Origin of the sequence: Microbulbifer discodermiae (genome assembly GCF_040742695.1) — a bacterium.
In the GTDB taxonomy this organism is placed as follows: domain Bacteria; phylum Pseudomonadota; class Gammaproteobacteria; order Pseudomonadales; family Cellvibrionaceae; genus Microbulbifer.
Map to the genome: position 1 here is coordinate 1 of NZ_JBFLAB010000063.1, position 22,513 is coordinate 22,513.

At 57.7% G+C, this 22,513-nt stretch carries 9 protein-coding genes; all 9 read left to right on the forward strand.

Features of this window, described 5'->3' with window-relative positions; all coding sequences use genetic code 11:
- The coding region (locus AB1S50_RS16885; RefSeq protein ID WP_367152220.1) for a condensation domain-containing protein at nucleotides 1-2,613 on the forward strand (2,613 nt) is incomplete at its 5' end.
- Nucleotides 2,614-2,680: 67 nt separating this feature from the next.
- Nucleotides 2,681-3,589 carry an ATP-binding cassette domain-containing protein gene (locus AB1S50_RS16890; protein WP_367152221.1) on the forward strand — a complete coding sequence of 303 codons (909 nt, stop codon included), beginning with the start codon at nucleotides 2,681-2,683 and terminating at the stop codon, nucleotides 3,587-3,589.
- A gap of 135 nt (nucleotides 3,590-3,724) precedes the next feature.
- The gene (locus AB1S50_RS16895; RefSeq protein ID WP_367152223.1) at nucleotides 3,725-6,616 is read left to right on the forward strand and encodes a hypothetical protein; all 2,892 of its coding nucleotides are present in this window, start codon (nucleotides 3,725-3,727) and stop codon (nucleotides 6,614-6,616) included.
- Between the two features lie 9 nt (nucleotides 6,617-6,625).
- Complete coding sequence (locus AB1S50_RS16900) at nucleotides 6,626-7,711, forward strand: efflux RND transporter periplasmic adaptor subunit (RefSeq protein ID WP_367152225.1); 1,086 nt, start codon at nucleotides 6,626-6,628, stop codon at nucleotides 7,709-7,711.
- A 244-nt stretch (nucleotides 7,712-7,955) separates the two neighbouring features.
- Nucleotides 7,956-11,021, forward strand: a complete 3,066-nt coding sequence (locus AB1S50_RS16905; RefSeq protein ID WP_367152227.1) for an efflux RND transporter permease subunit — start codon at nucleotides 7,956-7,958, stop codon at nucleotides 11,019-11,021.
- Nucleotides 10,996-15,717: an efflux RND transporter permease subunit gene (locus AB1S50_RS16910; RefSeq protein ID WP_367152229.1), complete on the forward strand. Its 4,722-nt coding sequence runs from the start codon at nucleotides 10,996-10,998 to the stop codon at nucleotides 15,715-15,717. Before AB1S50_RS16905 ends, AB1S50_RS16910 begins: the two co-directional genes overlap by 26 nt.
- Nucleotides 15,695-16,399: a hypothetical protein gene (locus AB1S50_RS16915; RefSeq protein WP_367152230.1), complete on the forward strand. Its 705-nt coding sequence runs from the start codon at nucleotides 15,695-15,697 to the stop codon at nucleotides 16,397-16,399. The genes AB1S50_RS16910 and AB1S50_RS16915 overlap by 23 nt, the downstream gene beginning before the upstream one ends.
- Nucleotides 16,400-16,435: 36 nt before the next feature.
- Nucleotides 16,436-21,070 (forward strand): aminotransferase class V-fold PLP-dependent enzyme, encoded by a 4,635-nt coding sequence (locus tag AB1S50_RS16920; protein WP_367152231.1) that lies wholly within the window; start codon nucleotides 16,436-16,438, stop codon nucleotides 21,068-21,070.
- A 188-nt stretch (nucleotides 21,071-21,258) separates the two neighbouring features.
- Nucleotides 21,259-22,134, forward strand: coding sequence for an alpha/beta hydrolase (locus AB1S50_RS16925; RefSeq protein ID WP_367152233.1), 876 nt, complete (start codon nucleotides 21,259-21,261; stop codon nucleotides 22,132-22,134).
- Nucleotides 22,135-22,513 lie beyond the last annotated feature (379 nt).

Below are 22,513 nucleotides of genomic sequence, written 5' to 3' on the forward strand. Positions count from 1 at the left end.
GAAGAACAGTCAGCGGCATCACAACAGGCACGGGTAGATACCATTGCCAGTGAGGCCCGGGACAAGCTGCCGGGCTATATGTTGCCGGCGTTTTATCAGCCGCTGGAGGCGTTGCCACTCAACGCCCACGGCAAAATCGACCGCCGCTTACTGGTTCAAACTTCGGTGGCCATCGACACTGACAAAACTTTGCCTCGGGAAGAGTGCGAGCATGCGCTCGCCGCTTTGTGGCAACAGTTGCTCGCTGTAGAGACCATCTACCTGGAAGACAATTTCTTCGAGCTGGGTGGGCATTCTCTGCTGGTGGCCCAGTTGGTGAGTGACATACGCAAAAAATTTAATATCGATTTGGGCGTCCGCGATCTGTTTCGAGTGCAGACCCTGGCACAGCAGGCGGCGCTGATCAGCGAATATATTCATCGGCCGGCATCCGTTAACACTCCAATCCCGGCTGCAGCGGCAGATGAGCGCCGCCCATTGTCTTTCGGGCAGGAGCGTTTGTGGTTTCTCAATCAGTTAAATGGTCACCATCCGGTCTACAACATCTTCCTGGCCAGGGAAGTTGATTCTGCGGTAGATGGTGACGCATTGGCCGAAAGCCTACAAAAAGTACTGAACCGCCATAACATACTGACCTCTCAAGTGTTGATCGACGGGGAGGGGCCGCACTTGGTACGGCTGTCATCACCGCTGGTGCGCTGGGAATATTATGAAGATGAGGCTGACTTACACCGGCGCTGTGTCGAACAGCAGACCACAGGGTTTGATCTCGCCAAAGAACTGCCTTGCCGCCTACAACTGTTGCGCAAGCGGGGAAGTGGTGACGGTCGCCGCGTATTGCTGTTCTGCGCCCATCACAGTGTTTTTGACGGCTGGTCCCTGAATCTGCTGTTCAGCGAGCTGGAACATACCTATCGCGAAATTGTGGAAAACTGGGATTCGTCACTCCAGCCCCTCGCCTTTCAGTACAGCGATTTTTCCCGCTGGCAGAGAGAACGCTGGCGGGAAGCTTCTCAGGGGCTCGATTACTGGTGCAAACAGCTCGCCGGATTGCCGCCATTGGTGGCGCTGCCCACAGATCAGATGCGACCCAGTAAGTCTTCCTACCGCGGTCAGTCGGTTCCTGTGACTATAGCCCCGGCTCTGGCCCGCGCCTTGAAACACCTGGCGAAGCAGGAGCAGGCGACCTTATTTATGACGTTGCTGGTGGGCTTTGCCCTGGTGCTGGCTCGCTTCAGTGGACAGCGTGATATTGCGGTGGGTACCCAGGTGGCCAATCGCAAGCCGCGCGAGTGCGAAAATCATATGGGCTTTTTTGTCAACAGCCTGGTGTTGCGCAACGACCTGTCCGGTGACCCGGATTTTTATGAGCTGTTGCGTCGCACCCGGACCATGGTAGTGGAAGCCTTTGCCCATCAGGACACGCCGTTTGAAAAAGTGGTGGAAGCCATTAATCCGGCGCGGAGTGAAGCCTACTCCCCGCTGTTTCAAACCATGCTGACCTTACATACTCAAAATACGATGCCAGCCAAGGCCTCTGCGCTGCAGCCGGCACTAAAGTGGCGCTCCCTGAAGTTTTCCGATCCGGCCATGGCGCTGATGCACTCCGTATCCAGGCTGGATCTTTCACTCAGCCTGGAAGAGCGGGAGGTGGCTATCGTGGGTGCTGTCGAGTACAACAGCGATATCTTCACCGCCGCGACTGCCCGCCGGATGATGGAGGACTTTGTACGCGTGCTGGAACAGGCAACTCAGGCCCCCCTGCTAAGGGTGGCAGATTATCCGGGGTTGTCCGATATCGACCAGGCGTGTCTGCAGACCGCCTGGATGCCATTTTCCCGGACAATTGAGGCGCAAGCTTCCGGTTCCATGGATGAGGATGGGGTGGTGGAGCTTCGCTCGACGGACAATTGGCGGCTGCCAGCCGGAGCTATCGGCTGTGTGCACTTGAGATCCGGTAGCGATACCCACAATCTGCAGATACGCGCGCGCCTGGAGCCGGACGGGGGACTGCGGTATTGTGGTGAGGACAGCGACTGGGTGTCGGTGCAGCAGGTGCCGCTATACCTGCCGGAACTGGAGGCAAAGGTCAGGCAGGCCACCCGTATTGATGACATAGTGGTCAGCCGCCGACCCGGCGGCCCGCAACCGGTGCAGCTGGAGTTACTGCAAACGGCTCCGGTACCAGCAGGTACTGACAGCACCGCCCTGGGCTGGCCGGAGGAATACTACATCGCCTGCCGCCAGTCCCTGCTGCCACACGAGATGCCAAGTTATTTTACTGTTAAGAGCGATGATCACAGCGATAGCCTGGCGGTGATTGCCGGCCTGCTGGATTGTGACAGAGAAGCTGCAGGAACTTATGGGCCCAGTGGGGAGACAGAAATACTGCTGGCTCAAATATGGCGCAGCCTGTTACCAAATCTCGACCAGGGTGATAGTTTAAGTCGCATAGACGACTTTTTTGCCGTGGGCGGTTACTCACTGCTGACGGTTAAACTGGCCGCGGAAATCGAGCGCACCTGGCAGGTAAGCCTGGCCATCACGGAGATTTTTGCCGGCCCCAATATTGCCGCCATGGCGCGACTGATTGATAATTTGCGGCAACGATAATGAAAGGCAAATTCCGCCGGCGCCGGAGTCTGTCCCCGACGATCAAAAAATAATCCTTTGGATCACTATGACCTACCAGCAAGCGCTCGATATTCGCGTAGAGAATGTCAGTCACCAGTATCGCCAGGGCGTACAGGCACTCAAAAATGTTAGTTTTGAATTGGGTACAGGCATGCATGGGCTGCTGGGCGAAAACGGTGCAGGAAAAAGCACCTTGATGCGCATCATCTGCTCACTGCTTACACCCAGTGCCGGCAATGTGTGTATTGCTGGCTTCGATGTTGTCAAAGAACGCCACCAGGTACGCCAGTTGCTGGGATATTTACCACAGGAATTTGGTGCCTGGAGAAACCATCGGGTTAGTGAAGTGTTGGATACATTGGCGATGTTGTCCGGTATGACAGCTTCGCGCGATCGCCATAAGCGCATCCATGAAGTCCTGGCGATGGTGGGCCTGGACAAGGTCGCCGGGCGAAAGGTCGGCCATTTATCCGGCGGCATGCTGCGTCGCCTCGGGGTTGCCCAGGCGCTGGTGCACAATCCCAGAATTCTGGTGATGGACGAGCCCACAGTGGGATTGGATCCGGAAGAGCGGCTGCGATTCCGCCAGCTCATTGGCGAGCTGAGCCGCGACAGGGTGATTTTACTCTCGACCCATATTGTGGCCGACCTGGGGGCCAGCTGTGAACAGCTGTGCCTGATGGTTCAGGGCCAGCTGAAGTTTTGTGGCAAACCGCAGGATCTGATCAACCGGGCCGCGGGGAAGGTGTGGCAGGTGTCGCTGTCCCGCGCCGACGAGGCCTCGGTGCCGGATAGCTTTGAGGTGGTTTCCCGGCAGACCCGCGGTGGTCAGAGCCTGGTGCGTGGCGTCTGCCACGATCACCAAATCCCCGAGGGGGCCGCAGCGGCGGATAATATTACCCTGGAAGAGGCGTATCTGGCGTTTACTGCCGACACCGGAAAACACGCAGCTTGAGACTATAAGACTAAATTCAGTCGCCCATGGCGCAGGCCTGGAATAAACCGCCGCGCAGACTGCGAACTGACAAAAAGGAGCCGCACCATTTTTACCTTCAGCAATATTTTCGCATTTGGTGTATCGGAAAAGCGCTTGACCATGCGCCTGATTCGCTATTGGCTTTTCCTTGTGATTGCCTACTTGGTGGGTCTGGGTATTTATATCTATTACTCGGCCATCCATACTTTTTTGTCGTCCGTTTCCGCATCTCTGGGCTTTATGTCGCCACGCTTTTTAATGGCGGCCATCGGCGTCTTATACCTGTTTGTATTTTTGTTTGGCGTCGTATTTTTTGCCTTTGATCTGCGTTCGCGGGACCTGCGGGAGCGGATCTCGGAGGTGCTGGACGCAAAACCCTACAGCAACTGCGATCTGGTATTCGGCCGGTTTTTCGCGCTGGTGGCACTGTCCTGGCTGCCACTGGCGCTGTTTGCCCTATTGCTCCAAGGGCTGGGTTTGGTGTTGCCACTTCTGGGTTCGCCGCTCGGGCGTACCCTTGAACCGGTATCTCTGCTGGGTTTTGTCACGCTTGTGGCTCTGCCGGCCATCCTATTTTGCTGCGCACTGGTGTATTTCATCAGTGTACTGGTGCGGCAGCAATTCGTCGCTTTGGGGGTTTCGCTGCTGCTCCTGGTGGGTTTGTACACCCTTTCCGTGGGCAGGGCGCCTTTCCCGGTCTCCTCCACACTGGATATGCTCGGTGTGATGCAGGTACCGCTGGGGTCGGACCTTGTGCCCAACATGCTGATCGACGGTTTTGCCTGGCTGCAGCGCCTGGCGGTATGTCTGCTCGCCATCGGCCTGCTGTTTTTTGCCGCCGTTTTGCATCCGCGAATCAACGACCGTTCAAACCTCGGGCCATTGATAGGTGGTGGCGTCTTTGCCGGTATCGCCGTAGCCATGCTGCTGGTGGTTTTCTTTGCCCGCCAAGGGGAGGTTGAGCAATATCTCGCCTGGCAAACGGCGCATCGGGTCGCCAGCGGACCGGCACAAATAGAGATCAAACAGGTTAGCGCGGACGTCGACATTTCTCCGGGTGAACAGATGACGGTGGATTACCGGGCCACCATTGGAACACTGGCGGATTCGCCTGTGCATACCCTGCTACTGTCCCTAAATCCCGGTTTTGCGCTGGAATCCGTAGCGGTTGACGATGTCGCCACGGAAAAAACCAGTTTTTCCCTGGGGCTGTTATCGGTGAATCTCGACTCCCCGCTGCCACCTGGTGGGGAAGTGGAACTGCATATTCGCTACAGGGGTCAGCCGGATACCAGGTTTGGTTATCTTGACGAAATTCTCAACCGTTATGCACAGAGTGTTAACAGTGCAGATATAACGCTGCTCGGCAAGCGGGTGGGTCTGTTCGATGGGCGTTTCGTGGCTTTGACACCGGGTCTGCGCTGGTTGCCGGCGGCGGGCAGCGAGTACGGCCGCAGTGATACCCGCATACGCGGCAGGGATACTTATAGCCTGCGTATGAATCTGAGTGTGCCCAAAGGTTGGGATGTGGCGGGCCCGGGCTACGGAAAGCAGCTGGAACAGGATGGCCGGGCAGTGTATCAATTTGTCCCGGCCATCGACCTGTCGGAGGTGGCGGTTGTCACTGCGCCCTTTCGCCGCTTTGCAACAAAAGTTGACGGCATAGAGTTTGCCCTGCTCCTACACCCGGATCACCTGGATAACCTGGAGTTCCTGACCACCGGGAGCAGCCAGTTGCGGGAGTGGCTGTCCACACGTCTGGCATTGGCGAAAGAGGCGGGTCTCGATTACCCATTTCGCGCCTTTACCCTGGTGGAGGTGCCCAATTACCTGCGGGGTTATGGCGGCGGTTGGAGAATGGACTCCATCATGGCCCTGCCCGCTATGGTGCTGCTGAAGGAGACGGGCCTGCCCACCGCGCGTTTTGATTTCGACCCGGTGGCTACGTTTGGCGGTGGAAGGGCCCACGCCGATGCTGAAGGTGGCGCAGCCATTGTGGTGCGCAACCGTTTGGAGGATTTTTTCACCAATGATTTTACCGGCGGCAATGTGTTTACCGGGCTCGCGGGTTCGTTTTTCTCCCACCGGGCCGGGGCTGTGGGGGCCGACGCCCTGGCACTGGATTATGCGCTGGAGCAACTGGCCACACTGGTGATATCGGGACAGCGCAGTTACTTTTCCGCGGCGCGCCTGGTGGATCTCAACAAGGCGCTGGAAGCCTTTATGAAGGTACCCGAAAGGCCCGGTCAACGATTATCAGATCGCATGTTCAGCGCCCTCGCGTCGGATCCGGAGATACTGGCAAACCTGCGCGATGTACCCCTGGGCGAGGTGGACCCCTGGCAGTCGTCATCCCTGGCAGTGGAGGTATTGGCCCTGAAAGCGGGTGCTTTTGCGGAACTGGTGTACGACCTGCTGGGTCCCCGCGACAGCGGCGTCCTGTTGTCCCGCCTGCTGGACCGAAGCCGCCAAGGCACCTTTTCCCGCGCCGATGTGGAAGCTGAACTGAATGATCTTGCACCACAATTGGCGGACTTGGTGGGGGACTGGTTTGGCAGCAGTAAAATCGCCCGAACGGCCATCACCAACAGTTCTCTCTATCAGCTGCCGGATTCAAAAAACGGTGATCTGCGCTATCAACTCCTGATCGATGTGGGTAACAGCGCTGAAGTGGCAGGCTTTTTCCGGGTGGCCTGGGCTATGGAGAATAATGGTCGCCGGAATTACAGTGAGCCACAAAAACTGGATGCCGGCGCAGAACTCCGTTTTGGCACTGTGCTTTCGGCACCGCCGGCCCAGGTATTTATTGAACCCTACCTGACGCAGGGAGACGAGGAGGAGGGACAGTTGCAGGTGCTGTTGTCCAACCAAAATCTGCAGCGGCGCGATATTGAGCCTGTGGAAGGGACTCTGCAACTCAACCGCGCTGAAGACAAGCCTGTGGCGAGCGGACAGCCAGCTGCGCAACAACCGGTCGCCGCACCGACTCCGGACAACCCAACATAAGATCTTGTTATGCCGCTGAATAGATTGCGACGCAGGCGCCAATGCGCACTGCTGGTTTCGCTTTTGGCCCTGTGCGCCTGCCAGCCTCCCGCCGATCCGGAAGTGGTGGACTTCAAGGTGCCGGTCAACATCTCCGAAGTGCAGGTTAGCACCGTGCAGGAAGTGCTTAAAACCACCGGCACAGTGCGCGCTCCGGAAGTGATTTCCCTCACGGTGCTGACTCCCGGCCTGTTGCAGTTGGGTATCGGCGAAAACGGGCGCCTGGCAGAAGGTGATAGCGTCAAGGCGGGCGATGTGGTCGCCAGTGTAACCGGTGAGGAGGTGCGACTGGCCGCGGCCCTCCAGGTGGCGCGGGAGAAACTCAGTGTGGCGCGCAAGAATCTCGAAGTCACCAGTTCCCTTTACGACAAAAAACTGGTCACCGTGGAGGATTACGGCAGGGCCAAGACTGTCTATGAAGATGCAAAGCTCGCCTATGAACAGTCCATTCACATAGATAGCAGAAACCAAATTGTCACACCTATTGACGGCGTGATCCTGAGTCTGGTCCGCGATCGCCAGGACCGTGTTATGGCCGACGGGCAAATGCTGGATGCGGGACAGGTGGTAGCACAAATCGCCCCCCTGGATACCCTGGTGGTGGACATCGACCTGGTCAGCCGGGACATCGGCCGGGTGCACCCGGGGCTCGAAGCCTGGGCCAGTTACCACGCCTGGCCAGAGCAGAAATTCAGCGGCCGGGTATTGCGCATGGCGCCGACCCTGGACGAGCGCACCCGCGCTCTGCGTGCGGAAGTGGCGATTGACAACCAGGCGGGCTTGATGCGTCCGGGCATGTTCGTTGAAGTCAGCGTGGTAGTGGAACAGCGCGAGAATGTGCCAGTGGTGCCAAGACAGGCCCTGGCGCAAAGGGGTGGCCGGCGGGTGGTCTTCGTTGTGGAGGGCGGCCGCGCCATACGCAGAGAAGTGGAGCTGGGTATCGGCGATGATCACGTCGTCGAGGTTATCAAGGGCGTCAGTGCGGGCGATAGAGTGGTCAGCTTCGGATTGGAGACGCTCGCGGACCAAATGCCTGTACGAGTGGTGGGGAACTAGGCCTCTTGCGTCAAAGAAAGCACCAATCGAGGTACGAGGAGAGAGGTTTGGTTGTTCCAAATGAGCGACGAGCAACGAAGGGTGGCGCCTTTTTGGGCACAACCCGAAGGGCTGCCCCTGGTTTCGCCCCCTGCGGCGTCAGACATCGCTTGTGTTGGCTAGCCACACTGCGGAGCTTCTGTTTTACAGGCCACAACACCAGTGGCAGCAGGGCTGACTCCGCTTGTGTGAGCAGGTCCTAGCCATGCAATACCTGGCAGGACTCGCCATTCGCCGGCCGGTAGCGGTATTGGTGACGGTCATTGTTCTGGCCGTGCTGGGCCTGGACGCCTGGCGCAAGCTGCCGGTGGAGCTGTTTCCCGATTTACGCAGTCCCACGGTGCTGATTGCGATCACCTCCGGCGATCGTCCGGCGCAGCAAATGGAGAGGATTTACGGAGAGCGGCTGGAACAGCAGTTGTTTACGGTGGCGGGCATCAAAAGCATTACGCAGACTGCCCGCAACGGGCGCCTGGTGTGCCGGGTGACCTTCGACTGGGATGTCGATGTGGATATGGCCGTGGTGGATGTCAACCGGGCGGTGGCCCCGATCGCCGGCGACCGGGAAGTGGATCAGCTGCGGATTAGCCGTCAGGATTCGCGCCTCAGCCCGGTCATGGTGTTGGGAATCACCGCCGGCGCCAGCCAGCTGGATCTGGCGGACCTGCGAAGTCTGGCCAGGCGGGAATTGGCACCGGTGTTGGAACAGCTGCCCGGGGTCGCCCAGGTGCGTGTGGGCGGTGGCCGAGTGCGTGAAGTAAAAGTCAGAATAGATCCGGTCAGGCTCAAGGCCTACGGCTTCACCGTCACTGAGGTGCGCAATCAGATTCGCGCCAATAACCTGGACGTCAATGCCGGCACTCTGGAAGAGGGCGGCGAGATGTATCTGGTGCACGGCAAGTCCCGTTTTGTGGCGCCGGAAGATGTGGCTCAGGTGGTGTTGGGCTATGCCGAGGGCGAAAGGAGCAGTCTGCCGGTCAGAGTGTCTGATATCGCCGCTGTCCAGGTGGGCCACGCCGATGTGGACAATACGGTCCGCGTCGATGGCGGCGAAGGTGTGGGACTGTTTGTTTACAAAGAGGCCGACGCCAATACCGTAGAAGTCTCCTCCACCCTGCGCCAGGCACTCGAACAGCTCAAATCCGATATGCCCGGGTTGCAATTGACCCTGGTGAACGATGAATCCTCTCTGATCCTCGATGCCATTGCCGACGTCGAGGCCGCGGCGCTCATCGGGGTGCTATTGGCGGTATCGGTTCTGGTGGCGTTTCTGCGCAGTGCGGGTGCGGTGGTTATTGTCGCCATCGCGGTACCGGTATCCATGCTGGTGGCTGTACTGGCGCTGGGTCTCACCGGCCGCAGTCTCAACCTGATGACTCTGGGCGGTCTGGCGCTCGGTGCCGGTATGCTGGTGGATAACACTATCGTGGTTATCGAAAGCATTTTCCGCCGCCGCGAGCGCGGGGATACACCCGCGCAGGCGGCGATAACGGGTGTGGGTCGGGTGGGCGGCGCCATCGCCGCCAGTACCCTCACCACCTGTGTCGTATTTTTGCCGCTTATTTTCCTGGAAGGTCTGGCCTCGCGACTGGTGGAGGGTATCGCCTTTGCCGTTGTGATTTCATTGACTGCATCGCTACTGGTGGCCCTGTTTCTGATTCCCGTGCTGGCTTCCGGTCTTTTGCCCCAGGGTGTGCACAGGGTTAGGGACAATGTGCGCAGCGATAGGGTGGAACTGTGGGTCGGTCGTCTGTTGCACCGGCCGGGCCAGGTAACTCTGGTCGCACTGTTGGGCACAGCAACGGCCGCATTTGGACTGTCGCAGTTGGGTACGGAACTTATACCGCCATCCGACCCCCGGCAGTTTTCAGTCCAGGTCCGCGCTGAAGCCGGTTCGGATCTGGAGGCCACCCAGCACGCGGTGGCGCAGATCGAGAACATCATCACCGCCGCAGCCGATACGGGTGTGGGGGCGATACTGTCGGAAGTGGGGCGCCTGAAGGATGACGATCGTATCATTCGCGAGCGCTACAGCGACGAGCATACTGCGGTAATACACGTGCGCCTGTTACCCGCCGAGTCCGCCGCAACTGTGGTGGCAGCGGCCAGGCCGGCCCTGGACCGGCTGCACGGTATGAAGCTCGACTGGCAGCTGGGCAACAATGCCATTGGCCGCGCTCTGGGCACCCAGGCTGCGCCCATCACTGTGGAACTGCAGGGGCGCTCACTGGATAACCTGCGGCGGGCCAGCGGACAGGTGGTACAGGCCATGCAGCAACTGCCTGCGGTGTGGAATGTCAGTTCCTCATTTTCCGGGGCCCCCAAAGAGGTGCACCTGCGCTTGAAAAGACCCTTGGCCGACGGCCTGGGGGTGGACCTCGAAACACTGCGGACAGTGATCAGCGCAGCCCTGGATGGATTGCAGGCGACGGAATTTGCGATGGGGGATGAGACCCGTCAGGTGGTGATTGAAATGCCCCATATCAACCTGCAATCCTTGCTGGGACTTTCATTTACTGCGCCCAGTGGCCAACTTGTCAGCGTTGGAGATGTGGTTGACCTGCAAATACGGGATGGCGCCCGGGAAATTATCCGGCGGGATCAGCGAAGGGTGGCTCAGGTCACGGCGCTCACCGCCGAGGGTGTCAATGCACCCCAGGCGCGCGCCCAGGTGGTGCAGGCATTGTTGCAAATTCCGTTGCCACCAGGCATTCAGGCCAAGTTGAGCGGTGCGGAGCAACAGCGGCAGGAAACTTTTTCCGAGCTATACAGCATGGCCGCTCTGGCCCTGCTTCTGGTATTTATGGTGCTGGCCGCGCACTTTGAATCCCTGCGGGCGCCTTTCATTATACTGTCAACCGTTCCGATGGCGCTGGTGGGGGTAGCTTTGGTGCTACTGCCACAGGGTCAGCCACTGGGCGTGATGGCGGGGTTGGGGCTGGTGATCCTGGCCGGCATCGCCGTCAACGATGCGATTCTTTACGCCCAGAGTGCGCGCCAGCTGTGTGCGGAGGGAGTGCCATTTCCCCGAGCGCTGGCCCGGGCAGTGGCCGTGCGTTTGCGGCCGATTGTGATGACCACCGCCACCACCGTGCTGTCGCTGCTGCCGCTGGCCATTACCGGCGACCAGGGAGCGGAGCTGCGAAGCCCCCTCGCGTGGACAGTGATCGGTGGCCTGATTTTTTCCACCCTGGCGTGTCTGACAGTGGTTCCCTGTTTGTTCCTCCTGGTTAAACCCTTCCCCCATGAATCCCCGCAAGCCCGCCATTAAGGGCCCGGCAAGCACAGTGCTCACACTGCCGATACTGCGCCCGGTTGCGGTATCCATGCTGTTTTTGGCCCTGTCCCTGCTGGGAGTGTTCGCCTGGCGGCAGATTCCCGTGGAGTTGTTGCCCATGCTCTCGGGAGAGCGGTTGCATGTGCAGATTTACCGGCCGGGCGCGCGGCCGGAAGTTCTCGAAGAGGATATCCTGCGGCCACTGGAGAATCAGATTGCCACCCTGGCCGGCGTCACTGAGACATCGGCGGAAATCGTCGGTGACAAGGCCAGGCTGACGGTGGAATTTGAACCGGGTGTGGACCGCCGGGTGCGGGGGCTGGAGCTGCGGCAAGTCGCAGCCCAGATAGTGCGGGAACAACCCGCCGGGACGGTTATCCGGGTCGCGGAGCAGGATAGCTCCCGCATCAGTCGGTTTGTTATGAGCGTCCAGGTACTGGGGCAGGGGGACGTGGATACATTGCGGGATTTTGTCGACGAGCAGATACGCCCGCAATTGGAATCCGTGCCCGGTGTCAGCCAGATACTTGTGCTGGGGGGCGCCGGACGTGAGGTGGCCATCCGGGTCGACGCGAATCGCTGTGCTCAGTTGGGTATTGAGGTGGACCGGATCGCCGCAGTCCTGGAGCAGGCGATGCCCGGCTCGCGGCGCCTGGGTGATCTGGCTGGTGACACGGAGCGTCTGAGTCTGGTGTTGGACGGCACACCGGAAGCTGTCACTGCTCTGGGAGAGATTCAGTTGCTCCCGGATCGCCCCGTGCTCCTGCGCCACGTGGCCGATATAGAGCTTGCCCCGGCCCCCAGGGACAGTGTTTCGAGGGTGAATGGAAAACCCGCCGTCACCCTGGTGGTGTTTCAGGAGCAGGGGGCCAATCTGCTGCAGCTGGGTGTACACCTGCAGGACCTGGTGCAGGGTATGCAGGTGCGATACCAGCCTCTGGGACTAGAGTTTTACCGGAGTTTCGATGCCTCCGAGGTCATTGATGGGCAATTGTCACAGCTCAAGCAACTTGCCCTGTCCGGCTTTGCCATCGCACTGGTGGTCCTGTTTCTTTTTCTGCGCTCCATGCGGGCAATCGCCGTGGTGTCGGTGGCAGTGCCCACCAGCCTCCTGATCGCGGGGGCTCTGCTTTATCTGGGTGGCTATAGTCTGAATTTGATTACGCTGTTCGGGCTGGTGATTGGCATCGGCATGCTGGTGGATAACAGTATCGTCGTGTTCGAAGCCGTGCAAAGGCAACGGGAGAGGGGCGCGGACATAGCCGCGGCATCGGCGACCGGGATTACCCGGAGCCTGCGCGCCATTGTCACCGCAAGTGCCACCAACGCCATTGTTTTTGTACCGCTGCTGTATATCGACGCAGTGCCGCACAGTGTCCGCCAGGTGCTCAATAACATAGTCCCAGCGATAGTGTTTCCCCTGGCGGCCTCGCTTCTGGTGGCCACTGGACTGGTTCCTATGCTGGCCCGCCATTTCGCTATCGGCCGTCAAGCGGGGCCATCTACTGGCGGCAATGCCGCCCGGCGCGCGCGCGAGCTTATCCTGGCGCTGCTCAAGGTCAGCCTGCGCCGGCCCAGCCCCTGGGCCCTGGGTCTCGCTCTGGTGTTGGGTCTGACCCTGGTATTGGCAGCCCCCTGGGTACTGGTGCAGTCGATTTCCCAGACGCCGGGTGACACCGAGCAGTTTCGCATGGAGGTCACCTTTAATAGGCTCGGTTCACTGGAGGCCGCCGGTCTGGTGTTCGAGCATCTGGAAAGCGCGGCACTGTCGACCGAGGCAGTGGAACGGGTGGAAAGCAGTTTTCGCTTCGATCAGGGCACTCTGACGCTGCATTTGTTGGAGGACTCCCAGCGCCCGGCCGGTGTCGATGCGTCCTCAGTGCGTCGGGCACTGTATCGGGCCGCCCGGGATTTGGGTAATGTCCGCCTGTCGCTGCTCAACTCTGCCGGGAATGGTGATGACACCGCGACTGGCGTCCTGGGTGAAGAAAAAAGCTACATAGCGCTGTCCGGCCCGGACAGCGGCCTGCTCAGTCAGATGGCCGAAGATGTCGCTGCTCGGTTGGCGGCGCTGCCAATGGTGGAGAGCGCCGAGGTGGACAGGGCCACCGGCACCCGGCAGTTGAATATAGCGCTGAATTACCAGAGCCTGGCGGCCCACCGATTGACTGTGGCGGATACCATCGATGCACTGAGCCTGTTAGGCCGCGAAGGGCGGCCGTTAAGCCTCGGGTTTCCCCTGCCAAGCGGGAGGGAATTACCAATAACCCTGCGGCGGGAATTACCCGATGATACCCACCTGAACGCCCGTATCGAGCGACTATTTGCCCTCACGGATCGCGGGACCATTTCGCTGGACGAAGTTGTCAATACGGAAAAGCAGGCCGCTCCGGCAGCGATTCGCCGCGAAAATGGCCGGCGCGAAATGCGCGTGGATTTTTCCCTGCGCGACGATGCACCGCGCACCGGGCCAGGCCGCACCCGCCTGGAAGCGGACATCGATCGGGTCATTGCGCAGACCTATATCCCGGATGGGTACCGGGTGATGAACACCGGTGGCGGAGAAACGAAATCCTGGTTTATGTTGCTGGCCCTGCCGATCCTCTTGCTGTTGTTTGCCGTTCTGGCCATTTCGTTTGAGTCATTTACCTTGCCGGCGCTGATTTTGGCCGCAGTACCTCTCACGCTGTTCGGCGCTGTGTGGGCGCTGTTTCTGACCAACATGGGGTTTGCCCTCACCGCCGTGGTGGGATTGGTGGTGCTATTGGGTCTGACGGTCAACCCGGCGGTCCTGTTGGTGGATCGTATGCAACACTATGTGTTCGCCACCAAGCGCGCGAATCCGGGTGCGGCAGCCATGCTGGCAGTGCGGGAGCGGGTGCGCCCGGTATTAATGACTGCCGCGACTACCATTGCGGGGCTCTGGCCCCTGGCATTGAGCGACGGGGGGGAACTGGACATATGGCCGCCTTTCGCCACGGTGGTTATCGGCGGCCTGGTGGCCTCCACCCTGTTGACTCTGCTGGTTATCCCCATGGGCTTTGTGGCATTGGCTCGTGTTGACCACCGTATCCGACGCAGCCGGGGCTGGACTTTATTAATCCCGGCAATGGCCATAGTGGTGGGCGTCGCCTGGGTATGGCAGCTAATGCCTATGGTGTACCCAGACGCCGCAACTGCCGCGTCTTTCTTTGCCAGCCTGGCATTGGTGTTGGCCATTGCCTGGCTGTGGTGGCGGGCTACCGCAGTTCCCCAGGAGATGGATCTGGCATCTCGCCCCCTGAGCCTAGAAGTGAAATACCTGAGTAAATGCTATGGCGCTCCGGGCCAGCTGCTGCGCGCCTGGCGCAATCCCCATACACCGGAGGTGGAGGATCGCCGGCTGGGCACTCTCACCTATCTGCTGTTGGGCGCGGCCTGTATTTATATCGCCATCGGAGCCCAGTATCTGATCTGGTTGCTGGTGTTTGCCTACCTGGCCCAGTTCTTTGCACGGCAGGGCTGGGCATATTGGAGTGCCGGCATGGAGGACAACACAGCGCAGCGGGTTAAGAGACTGCTGCCCTGGCTGACACTGTTGTCCCTGGGGGTGCCGCTAACCTTGTGGCCCCTGCTGCAAGAGGAAACCCTGCGACTGCCGCTGCCGGTATTGATCCTGCTGGCAGCAGTGACTTTATTTATCCAGCGGGGGTTGGCGCCAGTTCAAACAGTTGGTGAAATAAGGGGCTGGCGTCGTTGGCGGGCTTCCTGGCACAGGTTTTGTCGACGTCTGTTGAGCCCCGGCCAGGCGCTGGATCAGCATCGGGCACTGCAGGGCCTGAATTTTCTCGCCCACCCCGGCATGATTGGCGTGCTGGGACCTAATGGCGCCGGCAAGACAACCCTGTTGCGCATACTCGCCGGTATCCTCGCACCCTCCACCGGCACTGTGCACTACGCGGGTGTCGAGGGGCGCAAAGTCACCAGACAAAAATCGGGACTGATTGGGTTCCTGCCACAGGAGTTCGGTCTCCCCAGCCATATGAGTGGCTGGGAGTACCTGGAATATTATGCGCTGTTGTACGGACTGGAAGACGCCGAGGGGCGCCGGCAACGACTGCGGCAATTACTGGAGGATGTGGGCCTTCTCGATAAGGCCGGGGCGAATATTGGCAGTTACTCGGGCGGGATGCGACAGCGTCTTGCCATTGCCAGAACCCTGATTCACAACCCGTCGATCATCATTGTGGATGAGCCCACGGTCGGGCTGGACCCCCGCGAGCGTATTCGCCTGCGGAATCTATTGGCGAAACTGGCTACTGGGCGGATAGTGCTCTTTTCCACCCACGTTATCGAAGACGTGGCGGTGTCCTGTGATCGTGTCCTGGTCATTCAGCGGGGCCAACTGGTTTACGATGGCAACACCGAGCGGCTGTCGCGCCTGGCCCAGGGCAGGGTATGGCAGCTGGCGGTGCAGCCGGAGCAGGTGAGTGATATCGAGCAGCGATTCAAGGTGGTTCAGCAAACCGTCGATGGCAGCGGTGGTGTAATACTCAAAATCCTGTCTCCAACATCCCCCGGTGACGATGCCGTCGCCATAGACGCCGGTCTGGAAGAAGGTTATCTGCAATTACTTTACGGTGAAGCCGGGCAGGCGGAGCCAGCCATGACAATAGCGACGGAGGCGCATGAAAGCCGTGAGCCTGTATAAGCGTGTTGGCGCCCTAATACGGTTGTGGCAATTGTCGATTCGCTGGCAACTCGGCATTCCCGTTGGCTGGCTATTGGCCATTTTGCTGCTCTGGCCGGGCATGCACTTTCTGGCTGCCAGCCTGTGGATGGAAAATGGATACGACCTCCGACAGGTGCAAAATCAACTCATCGGTTTCCCGGCCTATTTGATCGCGGTGTTGCTGGGCGCGCGCCTGATCGCCCGGGAAGTCGACAAGCGCACACTCGAAGTGGCCTATACACTCCCGCGGGGCATTGGCTTTGTATGGTGGCAAAAAATGTGGGCCGCCAGCCTCTTACTGTGTATCTGTACTCTGTGTCTGGCCCTGGCCGCAGCCTTGCTGCGCCCCTATCCCGGTTGGATTTTACTGCAGGCGCTGGCCGGTACCATCTTCTATTTTATTCTGGCCTGTGTTCTTGGAACCTGGCTGCGCAGCGAATTTTCCGCGCAGTTACTGGCGTTTGTGGCCCTGGGATTTAATCTGCTGGCCAGCCAAAATCACTGGCTGCCTCTGTTCAACCCACTGCGCCTGGAAGACGTCGACAGTCACCAGCAGTGGACCATGATGTGGCAGAACTTCACTCTGGTGACCGCCGTGGTATTGATTTGCGGCAGCCTTGCCTGGCTGCGTATCCAGAGCAGCGAAAACACCCTGCGCTAGGACCTGTTCCCTCCCCGATATTGAGCGTCAACCTCTATGCAAACCACCTCCAACTCCAGCACCCAAACCGCGCAGCAGTTGAGCCAGGCCCAGCGCAGACTGTGGCAGATCGAGCGAATTTGTGGGCGGAGATCGTTGCCCAATTGTATTTTGGCATTGAGGCTGCAGGGCGAAGGTGAACAGTCCCGGCAGGCCCTGTCGGAGCGGATGTGGAAAGCCCTAGAGACTATTGTCGGTACAAACTCTCCGCTCAGGTCCCATCTGGTAGTCGACAGCGAGCCCAGGTGGCAGGAGCAACGGAATTTTTCTCTTCCGATACACCGGCACTTCAACGAAGCGGAGAAATGCATTCACCAACAATATCTGGCGGCCTTCGATCTTGAGACTGAACTGCCATGGCGTGCTTTTCAGATAGATGACCAGGGGGCACAGATTTGGGTGCTGGTATTTCACCCATTGGTGATGAATGGGCAGGGTCTGGACGACTTTTTTACACAGCTCCAAAGTCAGCTAATGAACCTGGACCGGTCCCGGTTGCAGCCAGCTGAAAAGGCGCAGGACACGGCGCCAGACAGCCAGTCCTTTGCCGACCTGATGGCGAAAGCCTGCGAACTGCAGGCGATGCCCACAGACTTTGCCAGGGATGCGGTAAAACACTTCGACTGCCGGCAACTCTCCTGCGCGCTGGAGGTGGACCCATCCGTTTCCAGTGCTGCTTTGGGTGAAGCTTTGCTGGGTTGTTTTAGTCTATTGCTTGCGCGTTACGGACAGCAATCCGAACTGCTTATCGGCGTGAGCGGACTGGGAGAGCAGAGTCATGGCACAGATGCGCTCGCCGCCCTGCGACCTATGCAACTTCGGGTTGATGAAGATCTGACAGTGACGCAATTCGGTGCGCACATCTCGGCACAACTGGCGGCGATGCGAAGGGATTCACCCCTGTCCATCGAGGGTTTTGTTGCGCAGGGTATCAGTGCCAATGCGATGAGCTTTGTGCCTGTCGCTCAGTATGCGTTTACTTTGGAAGAGGCGTGCGGCAGCGATGACCCGGCCTCCTGTGCAAATGGGGTGAGTAGAATAGCACTGCCGCAGGCAGAGCGGACACTCGCGCACAACGATCTGGCCTTGCGGGTTCGTCTATGCGGGCCCAGGGCCGAATGCACACTAGTGTACGCAAAGCACCTGTTTAGCGACCGACGTATCAAGCGTATGGTGGACCATCTGCAGCGACTCTGGCAGGCAATGCAGAATACCACCGTGCCTTTGTGCTCCCTGGATATGATGACGGATGAGGAACACCAGCTGGTCCAAAAGCTCAATGCTACGGCCGCACCGGCTATTTCAGTGCGCATCGACGAAGCCGTCGCCAGACAGTGCGACCAGGTGGCGTCGCGGACCGCAATTATCGATGGGGATCGCCAGTTGACTTACGGGCAATTGGCGCAGCAAATCGATCAGGTGGCTTCAGGACTTTGTGCTTTGGGTGTGGAGGCGGGAACCCCTGTGGGTGTGTTTATGCCCCGTGGTCTGGAGCTGGTGGTCTGCGCCACGGCAATTTTGCGCTGCGGCGCCGTTTACGTGCCCTTGGACCGCCAGTATCCTCCAGCCCGGATAGCTACCATTGCGGGCAAATTCTCACTGCCACTCATCGTCACTCTGAATCCTGCCGATAGGGAAGCGTTGCCCGGTCAATGTGTGAGCTGGTCGCAACTGGTGCAGCTGATTGGCAGCTTGTGCAAGCCTGAGAATTCGTCACCCACACCGGGAGACGCCGCCTATCTCATGTTCACTTCGGGATCCACCGGGGAACCCAAAGGCGTGCTGGCCAGCCATGCAAGCGTGATGAACCGCATTGGCTGGGCGGAGTCCAGGCTGGATATCAATGCGCAATCCATCTGTTGCTTTAAGACAAGGCTGGCCTTTGTCGATCATATCAGTGAGTTGTTTCAGGCGTTGGTTTGCGGCGCGACTCTGGTAATCGCCGATGAGGACACAGTACTGGACCCGGCGCGGTTCAGTCGCTATTGCCAGGCGCAGGGAATAACCCACCTGACCCTGGTGCCAAGCTACCTGGATATACTTGCCCGTGCCGATGCCCTGGCCGAAATGCGGAGTTTAAAGGTGTTGATCTCCAGCGGGGAGCCGCTGAGTTTCGGAATGGCGCGGCAGGTCATGGGGCAATTGCCGGCGGTAAGACTGTTCAATATCTATGGAATGACCGAGGCGGGTGCCGACAGCCTGGCTTACGAAGTACCACTGCACAGTGAAGTCTCGCTGGCCGGCTTTTTTTCCTCCAGTGCAATTACCAGCGGGTTTGACTCCCAGGCCCCGGAGGATGATCTGGTGGAAACCTATACCCGGCCGGGCGTCAGCCTGGCATCACTGACGGGACAGTTTACCGATACGGATTGCCCCGCCCAGGGGATAAGTGAAGACGAATACCGCACCTATTTAAACCAGCAGGTACTCCCCTATACGGTCAATGTGGGATCGGGTAAATTTGTTGGTCATATGACTTCCGCGTTGCCGGGGTTTATGGCCGAATTGAGCGCGCAGATATCCCAAATGAACCAGAATATGGTGAAGGTTGAGACATCCAAAGCGCTAACCTTGTTGGAGCGGCAGCTGATCGCCACGTTGCACCGGATGTTTTATGGGGAATCGGATGCGACTCAGGTGCAGGATCCCGCCTATGTATTTGGCCTGGTGGCCAGTGGTGGCAGCAGTGCCAATATCACTGCCATGTGGAACGCCCGGCAGCAGGCACTGATGGCTCAAGGGTTGAGCAAGGCCGATATAGATCGGCTCGGCGCTTTTAATGCACTGTCCCGCACCGGGCATAAAAAATTTACCATTGTCGCGTCGCGTCTCGCCCACTACTCCACCCGCAAGGCAGTCTCCTTACTGGGGCTGGGGGAAGAAAACCTGATAGTCCTGCGGCAGCACCGGGATCAGCGGGCGGATCTGGAGCATCTTAAACAGACCCTCCAGCGTTGTCGCGATGAATCCATCCTGGTCATTGCGGTGATTGGCATAGCCGGTGCCACTGAAACGGGCACCATCGATCCAATTGAGTCCATGGGGGAAATAGCCAGCCAGTTCGGTGTGCATTTTCACGTGGATGCGGCCTGGGGCGGTGCGCTGGTATTCTCCGACCGCCACCGCCATTTACTGGCGGGAATATCCCGTGCCGATAGCATCACCCTGTGCCCCCACAAACAGCTCTACGTTCCCCAGGGGATCAGTCTCTGCCTCTTCCGCAATCCCAGATCGGTGCATGCGAGTGCCGTGCACGCGGTTTACCAGGGACAGGAGGGCAGTTTCGATATGGGGCAATATACCCTGGAGGGTTCTCGCCCGGCCATCTTCTTGTCCCTGCACGCCATGGTGAATCTAAAGGGACGGCGGGGCATCGGTGACCTGATCGATGAAGGTATTGATAAGACCCGCTACTTTGCCGGTCTGATTGACCGTCACCCGGCTTTTCAGCTGATTGGGACCCCCTCTATCAACATCCTAAATTACCGTTATATTCCCAAGGCGATGCGCCACAACCAGTCGTTCAGTGGGGAGGAGATCCGGCAGCTGGACCAGGCGGTGGAATTGATCCAGAAGCACCAATTCGAGGCGGGCAGGACCTTTGTGTCCAAGACCAGAATCCTGCATGGTGAATATGGGGACACACCAATCTCCGTCTTTCGTGTGGTGATCGCCAACCCCTTCACCCGCCGCAGTGATTTGATCGATACGTTGGACAACCAACTCTGTATCGCCGAGCAGCAGATTGAACAGCCGGCAACAGCTGGAGCCAGGGAGCCCGGCATTCACCCGGTGAGATTGGATCTTCTGGATCGCCACCAGATCTCCATTGGAACCCCCATCGACAATACCCAGGTGTTTGTCGTCGATGCCAATGGCCGCCCTTTGCCGCCGGGAATAGACGGAGAGCTGGCCATTTGTGGTGCCGGTGTGGCCCTGGAAATATCGCCGGAAAATCCGGGCGAAAGCGTTTGTTTTTCCCACCCCTACGAGAAGGGAAAAAAGCTGCTGAGAACCGGTGATTATGGCCGTTATGGCGAAGATGGAGTTATCGAATTTCGTGGCCGCAGGGATGCCAATATTAAATTGCGGGGTATGCGAATCAACCTTACCGAAATCGAACACCATATTTCGTCGATCAGCGGTGTAAGAGAATGCGCAGTATTGGTGGATTCCAGCGGTAAGGAGGCCCTGATACACGCTTTTGTGGTTTTAAATTCAAATGAAGGCGCCACTGAGCATGGAGAGCGCAAATTGCGTCAGCATCTATTGCAGCAGTTACCGGTCAGTATGATGCCAGGGGTCCTCCATTTGGTGGATTTTTTGCCCCGTACTATCAGTGGCAAGGTCCATCGCGCAAAATTAATGGAAAATTTGCGGCATGCCCAGGTTCGGGCAGGCAATGTCGATGCCGGTACACAGCAGAAACTGGCTGCACTTTGGAAGGAGGTTCTGGAGGTGTCGGCTATCACAAAGGACGATAATTTCTTTGAACTTGGAGGTCATTCTATCAGTGCCACACTTCTGCATCAGCGTGTAAAAAAAGAGCTGAAGGTAGATTTGGGGTTGCATACACTGTTTGAATTCCCCACTTTATCCCAGCAGGCCGAATTTATTGATGGTTTTGTGTAATCACTAAATAGCGTTAGCTGTCTCTATTAGCTGCCTGAAATTGGAGGCTTTTGATTTTATATAAATCCGTGTTTTGCGCAGCAGTTTGGCTGCTTAAAATTTCTCGATTTATAGTCAAGAATATTTTTAGATGGAATGCGATATTTGGTAATTGGCTTTATGTTAATGCACAGATTTTAAGGAATTATATGAATAAATATATTTTGACATTTTTGTTTTTTATATTTTCTCTTCCTGCGTATGCCGAAGATTTTGTAAAGAAACTGCCAGGATTCTTTGAAATTACGAATTCTGAGATTTATACAGTCGACTCCAAAGTGCTGGCACGAAAATATAATGTGTATGTCAAATTGCCGGCTGGGTATTCTGATGAGAAAAATAAAGATGAATCTTACCCGGTTCTGTATTTAAATGATGGGCCTCATACTTTTAAAGTTGCCTCTGGGGTGACTCATCTTAGGCAGATGAATAAAGCAATTGTGGTCGGTATTGATTTTGCTCATGGGGAGAAAGGGCAGTATAGCCGGGTTAGGGATCTAACGCCGGAATTGGATGAGAGCTGGACGAGATATAAAACCGGAGGGGCGACTCAATATCTAAAATTTATTGAAAAGGAGTTGATTCCTTTTGTGGAAAGTCACTATCGTGCCGACCCATCCAGGCGAATTCTTTCCGGACATTCTCTGGGCGGGTTGTTTGGTGCCTGGGTATTGCTCACCAAGCCCGAGTTGTTTTCCAGCTATATACTGACAAGCCCCTCCTTGTGGTTCAAGAATGAGTTGATCTTGTCCCTTGAAGATCACTATGCAACAAAACATAAGTCTCTTAATGCAAATGTATTCTTGGCAACCGGTGCTTTGGAAACTATAAAGAAAAGCCATATGCTCAATGATATGGTGGATGGACACCAGAGGTTTGTCAGGCGGTTGCGCTCGCGTAATTATCAAGGGCTACAAATTCAGGATGAAGTGGTAAATGGAACAGACCATTATTCAACCTTTCCTGTTGGATTGACCAAGGGCTTTAGATGGATCTATCAGGACCTGTGGAATCTGGGGCAATGAAAAGTAACTTTGGTCGGCCAGGCTCGCTCATAGAGCTTCCTTAGGTTTATCTAACAGTTTTCTCCAAAATGCACTCCCAGGATTTTTCAGTCCGGGTTTGCGGTGCTTGGCCGCAAACCCCTCACTAAAGTTAATTCTCGACTCCAACATCCCTGTTGGGGACACCAAGATGCTGGACCTGTTAACACCTGGCATACTGGATATTTTTAGTCGTTGACTACAAGCCCTGGCGCCTCTAGTGGGCCATGCGGTTAATTAGGTAACACATTTTTGGCTCGCTGCACTGAAGCCAGTACCGTGTCGGCGCTCTTTGTCCATTTAAATGGTTTGGCAAGATCGCGGTTATGAACACGAATAAATCGCTGCAGCTCGGCCTTCA

Bases quoted from the DNA above. Each gene is read 5' to 3' on its own strand.
- AB1S50_RS16890 (WP_367152221.1), top strand. From the start codon at position 2,681: ATGACCTACCAGCAAGCGCTCGATATTCGCGTAGAGAATGTCAGTCAC.
- AB1S50_RS16900 (WP_367152225.1), top strand. From the start codon at position 6,626: ATGCCGCTGAATAGATTGCGACGCAGGCGCCAATGCGCACTGCTGGTT.
- AB1S50_RS16905 (WP_367152227.1), top strand. From the start codon at position 7,956: ATGCAATACCTGGCAGGACTCGCCATTCGCCGGCCGGTAGCGGTATTG.
- AB1S50_RS16910 (WP_367152229.1), top strand. From the start codon at position 10,996: ATGAATCCCCGCAAGCCCGCCATTAAGGGCCCGGCAAGCACAGTGCTC.
- AB1S50_RS16915 (WP_367152230.1), top strand. From the start codon at position 15,695: ATGAAAGCCGTGAGCCTGTATAAGCGTGTTGGCGCCCTAATACGGTTG.
- AB1S50_RS16920 (WP_367152231.1), top strand. From the start codon at position 16,436: ATGCAAACCACCTCCAACTCCAGCACCCAAACCGCGCAGCAGTTGAGC.
- AB1S50_RS16925 (WP_367152233.1), top strand. From the start codon at position 21,259: ATGAATAAATATATTTTGACATTTTTGTTTTTTATATTTTCTCTTCCT.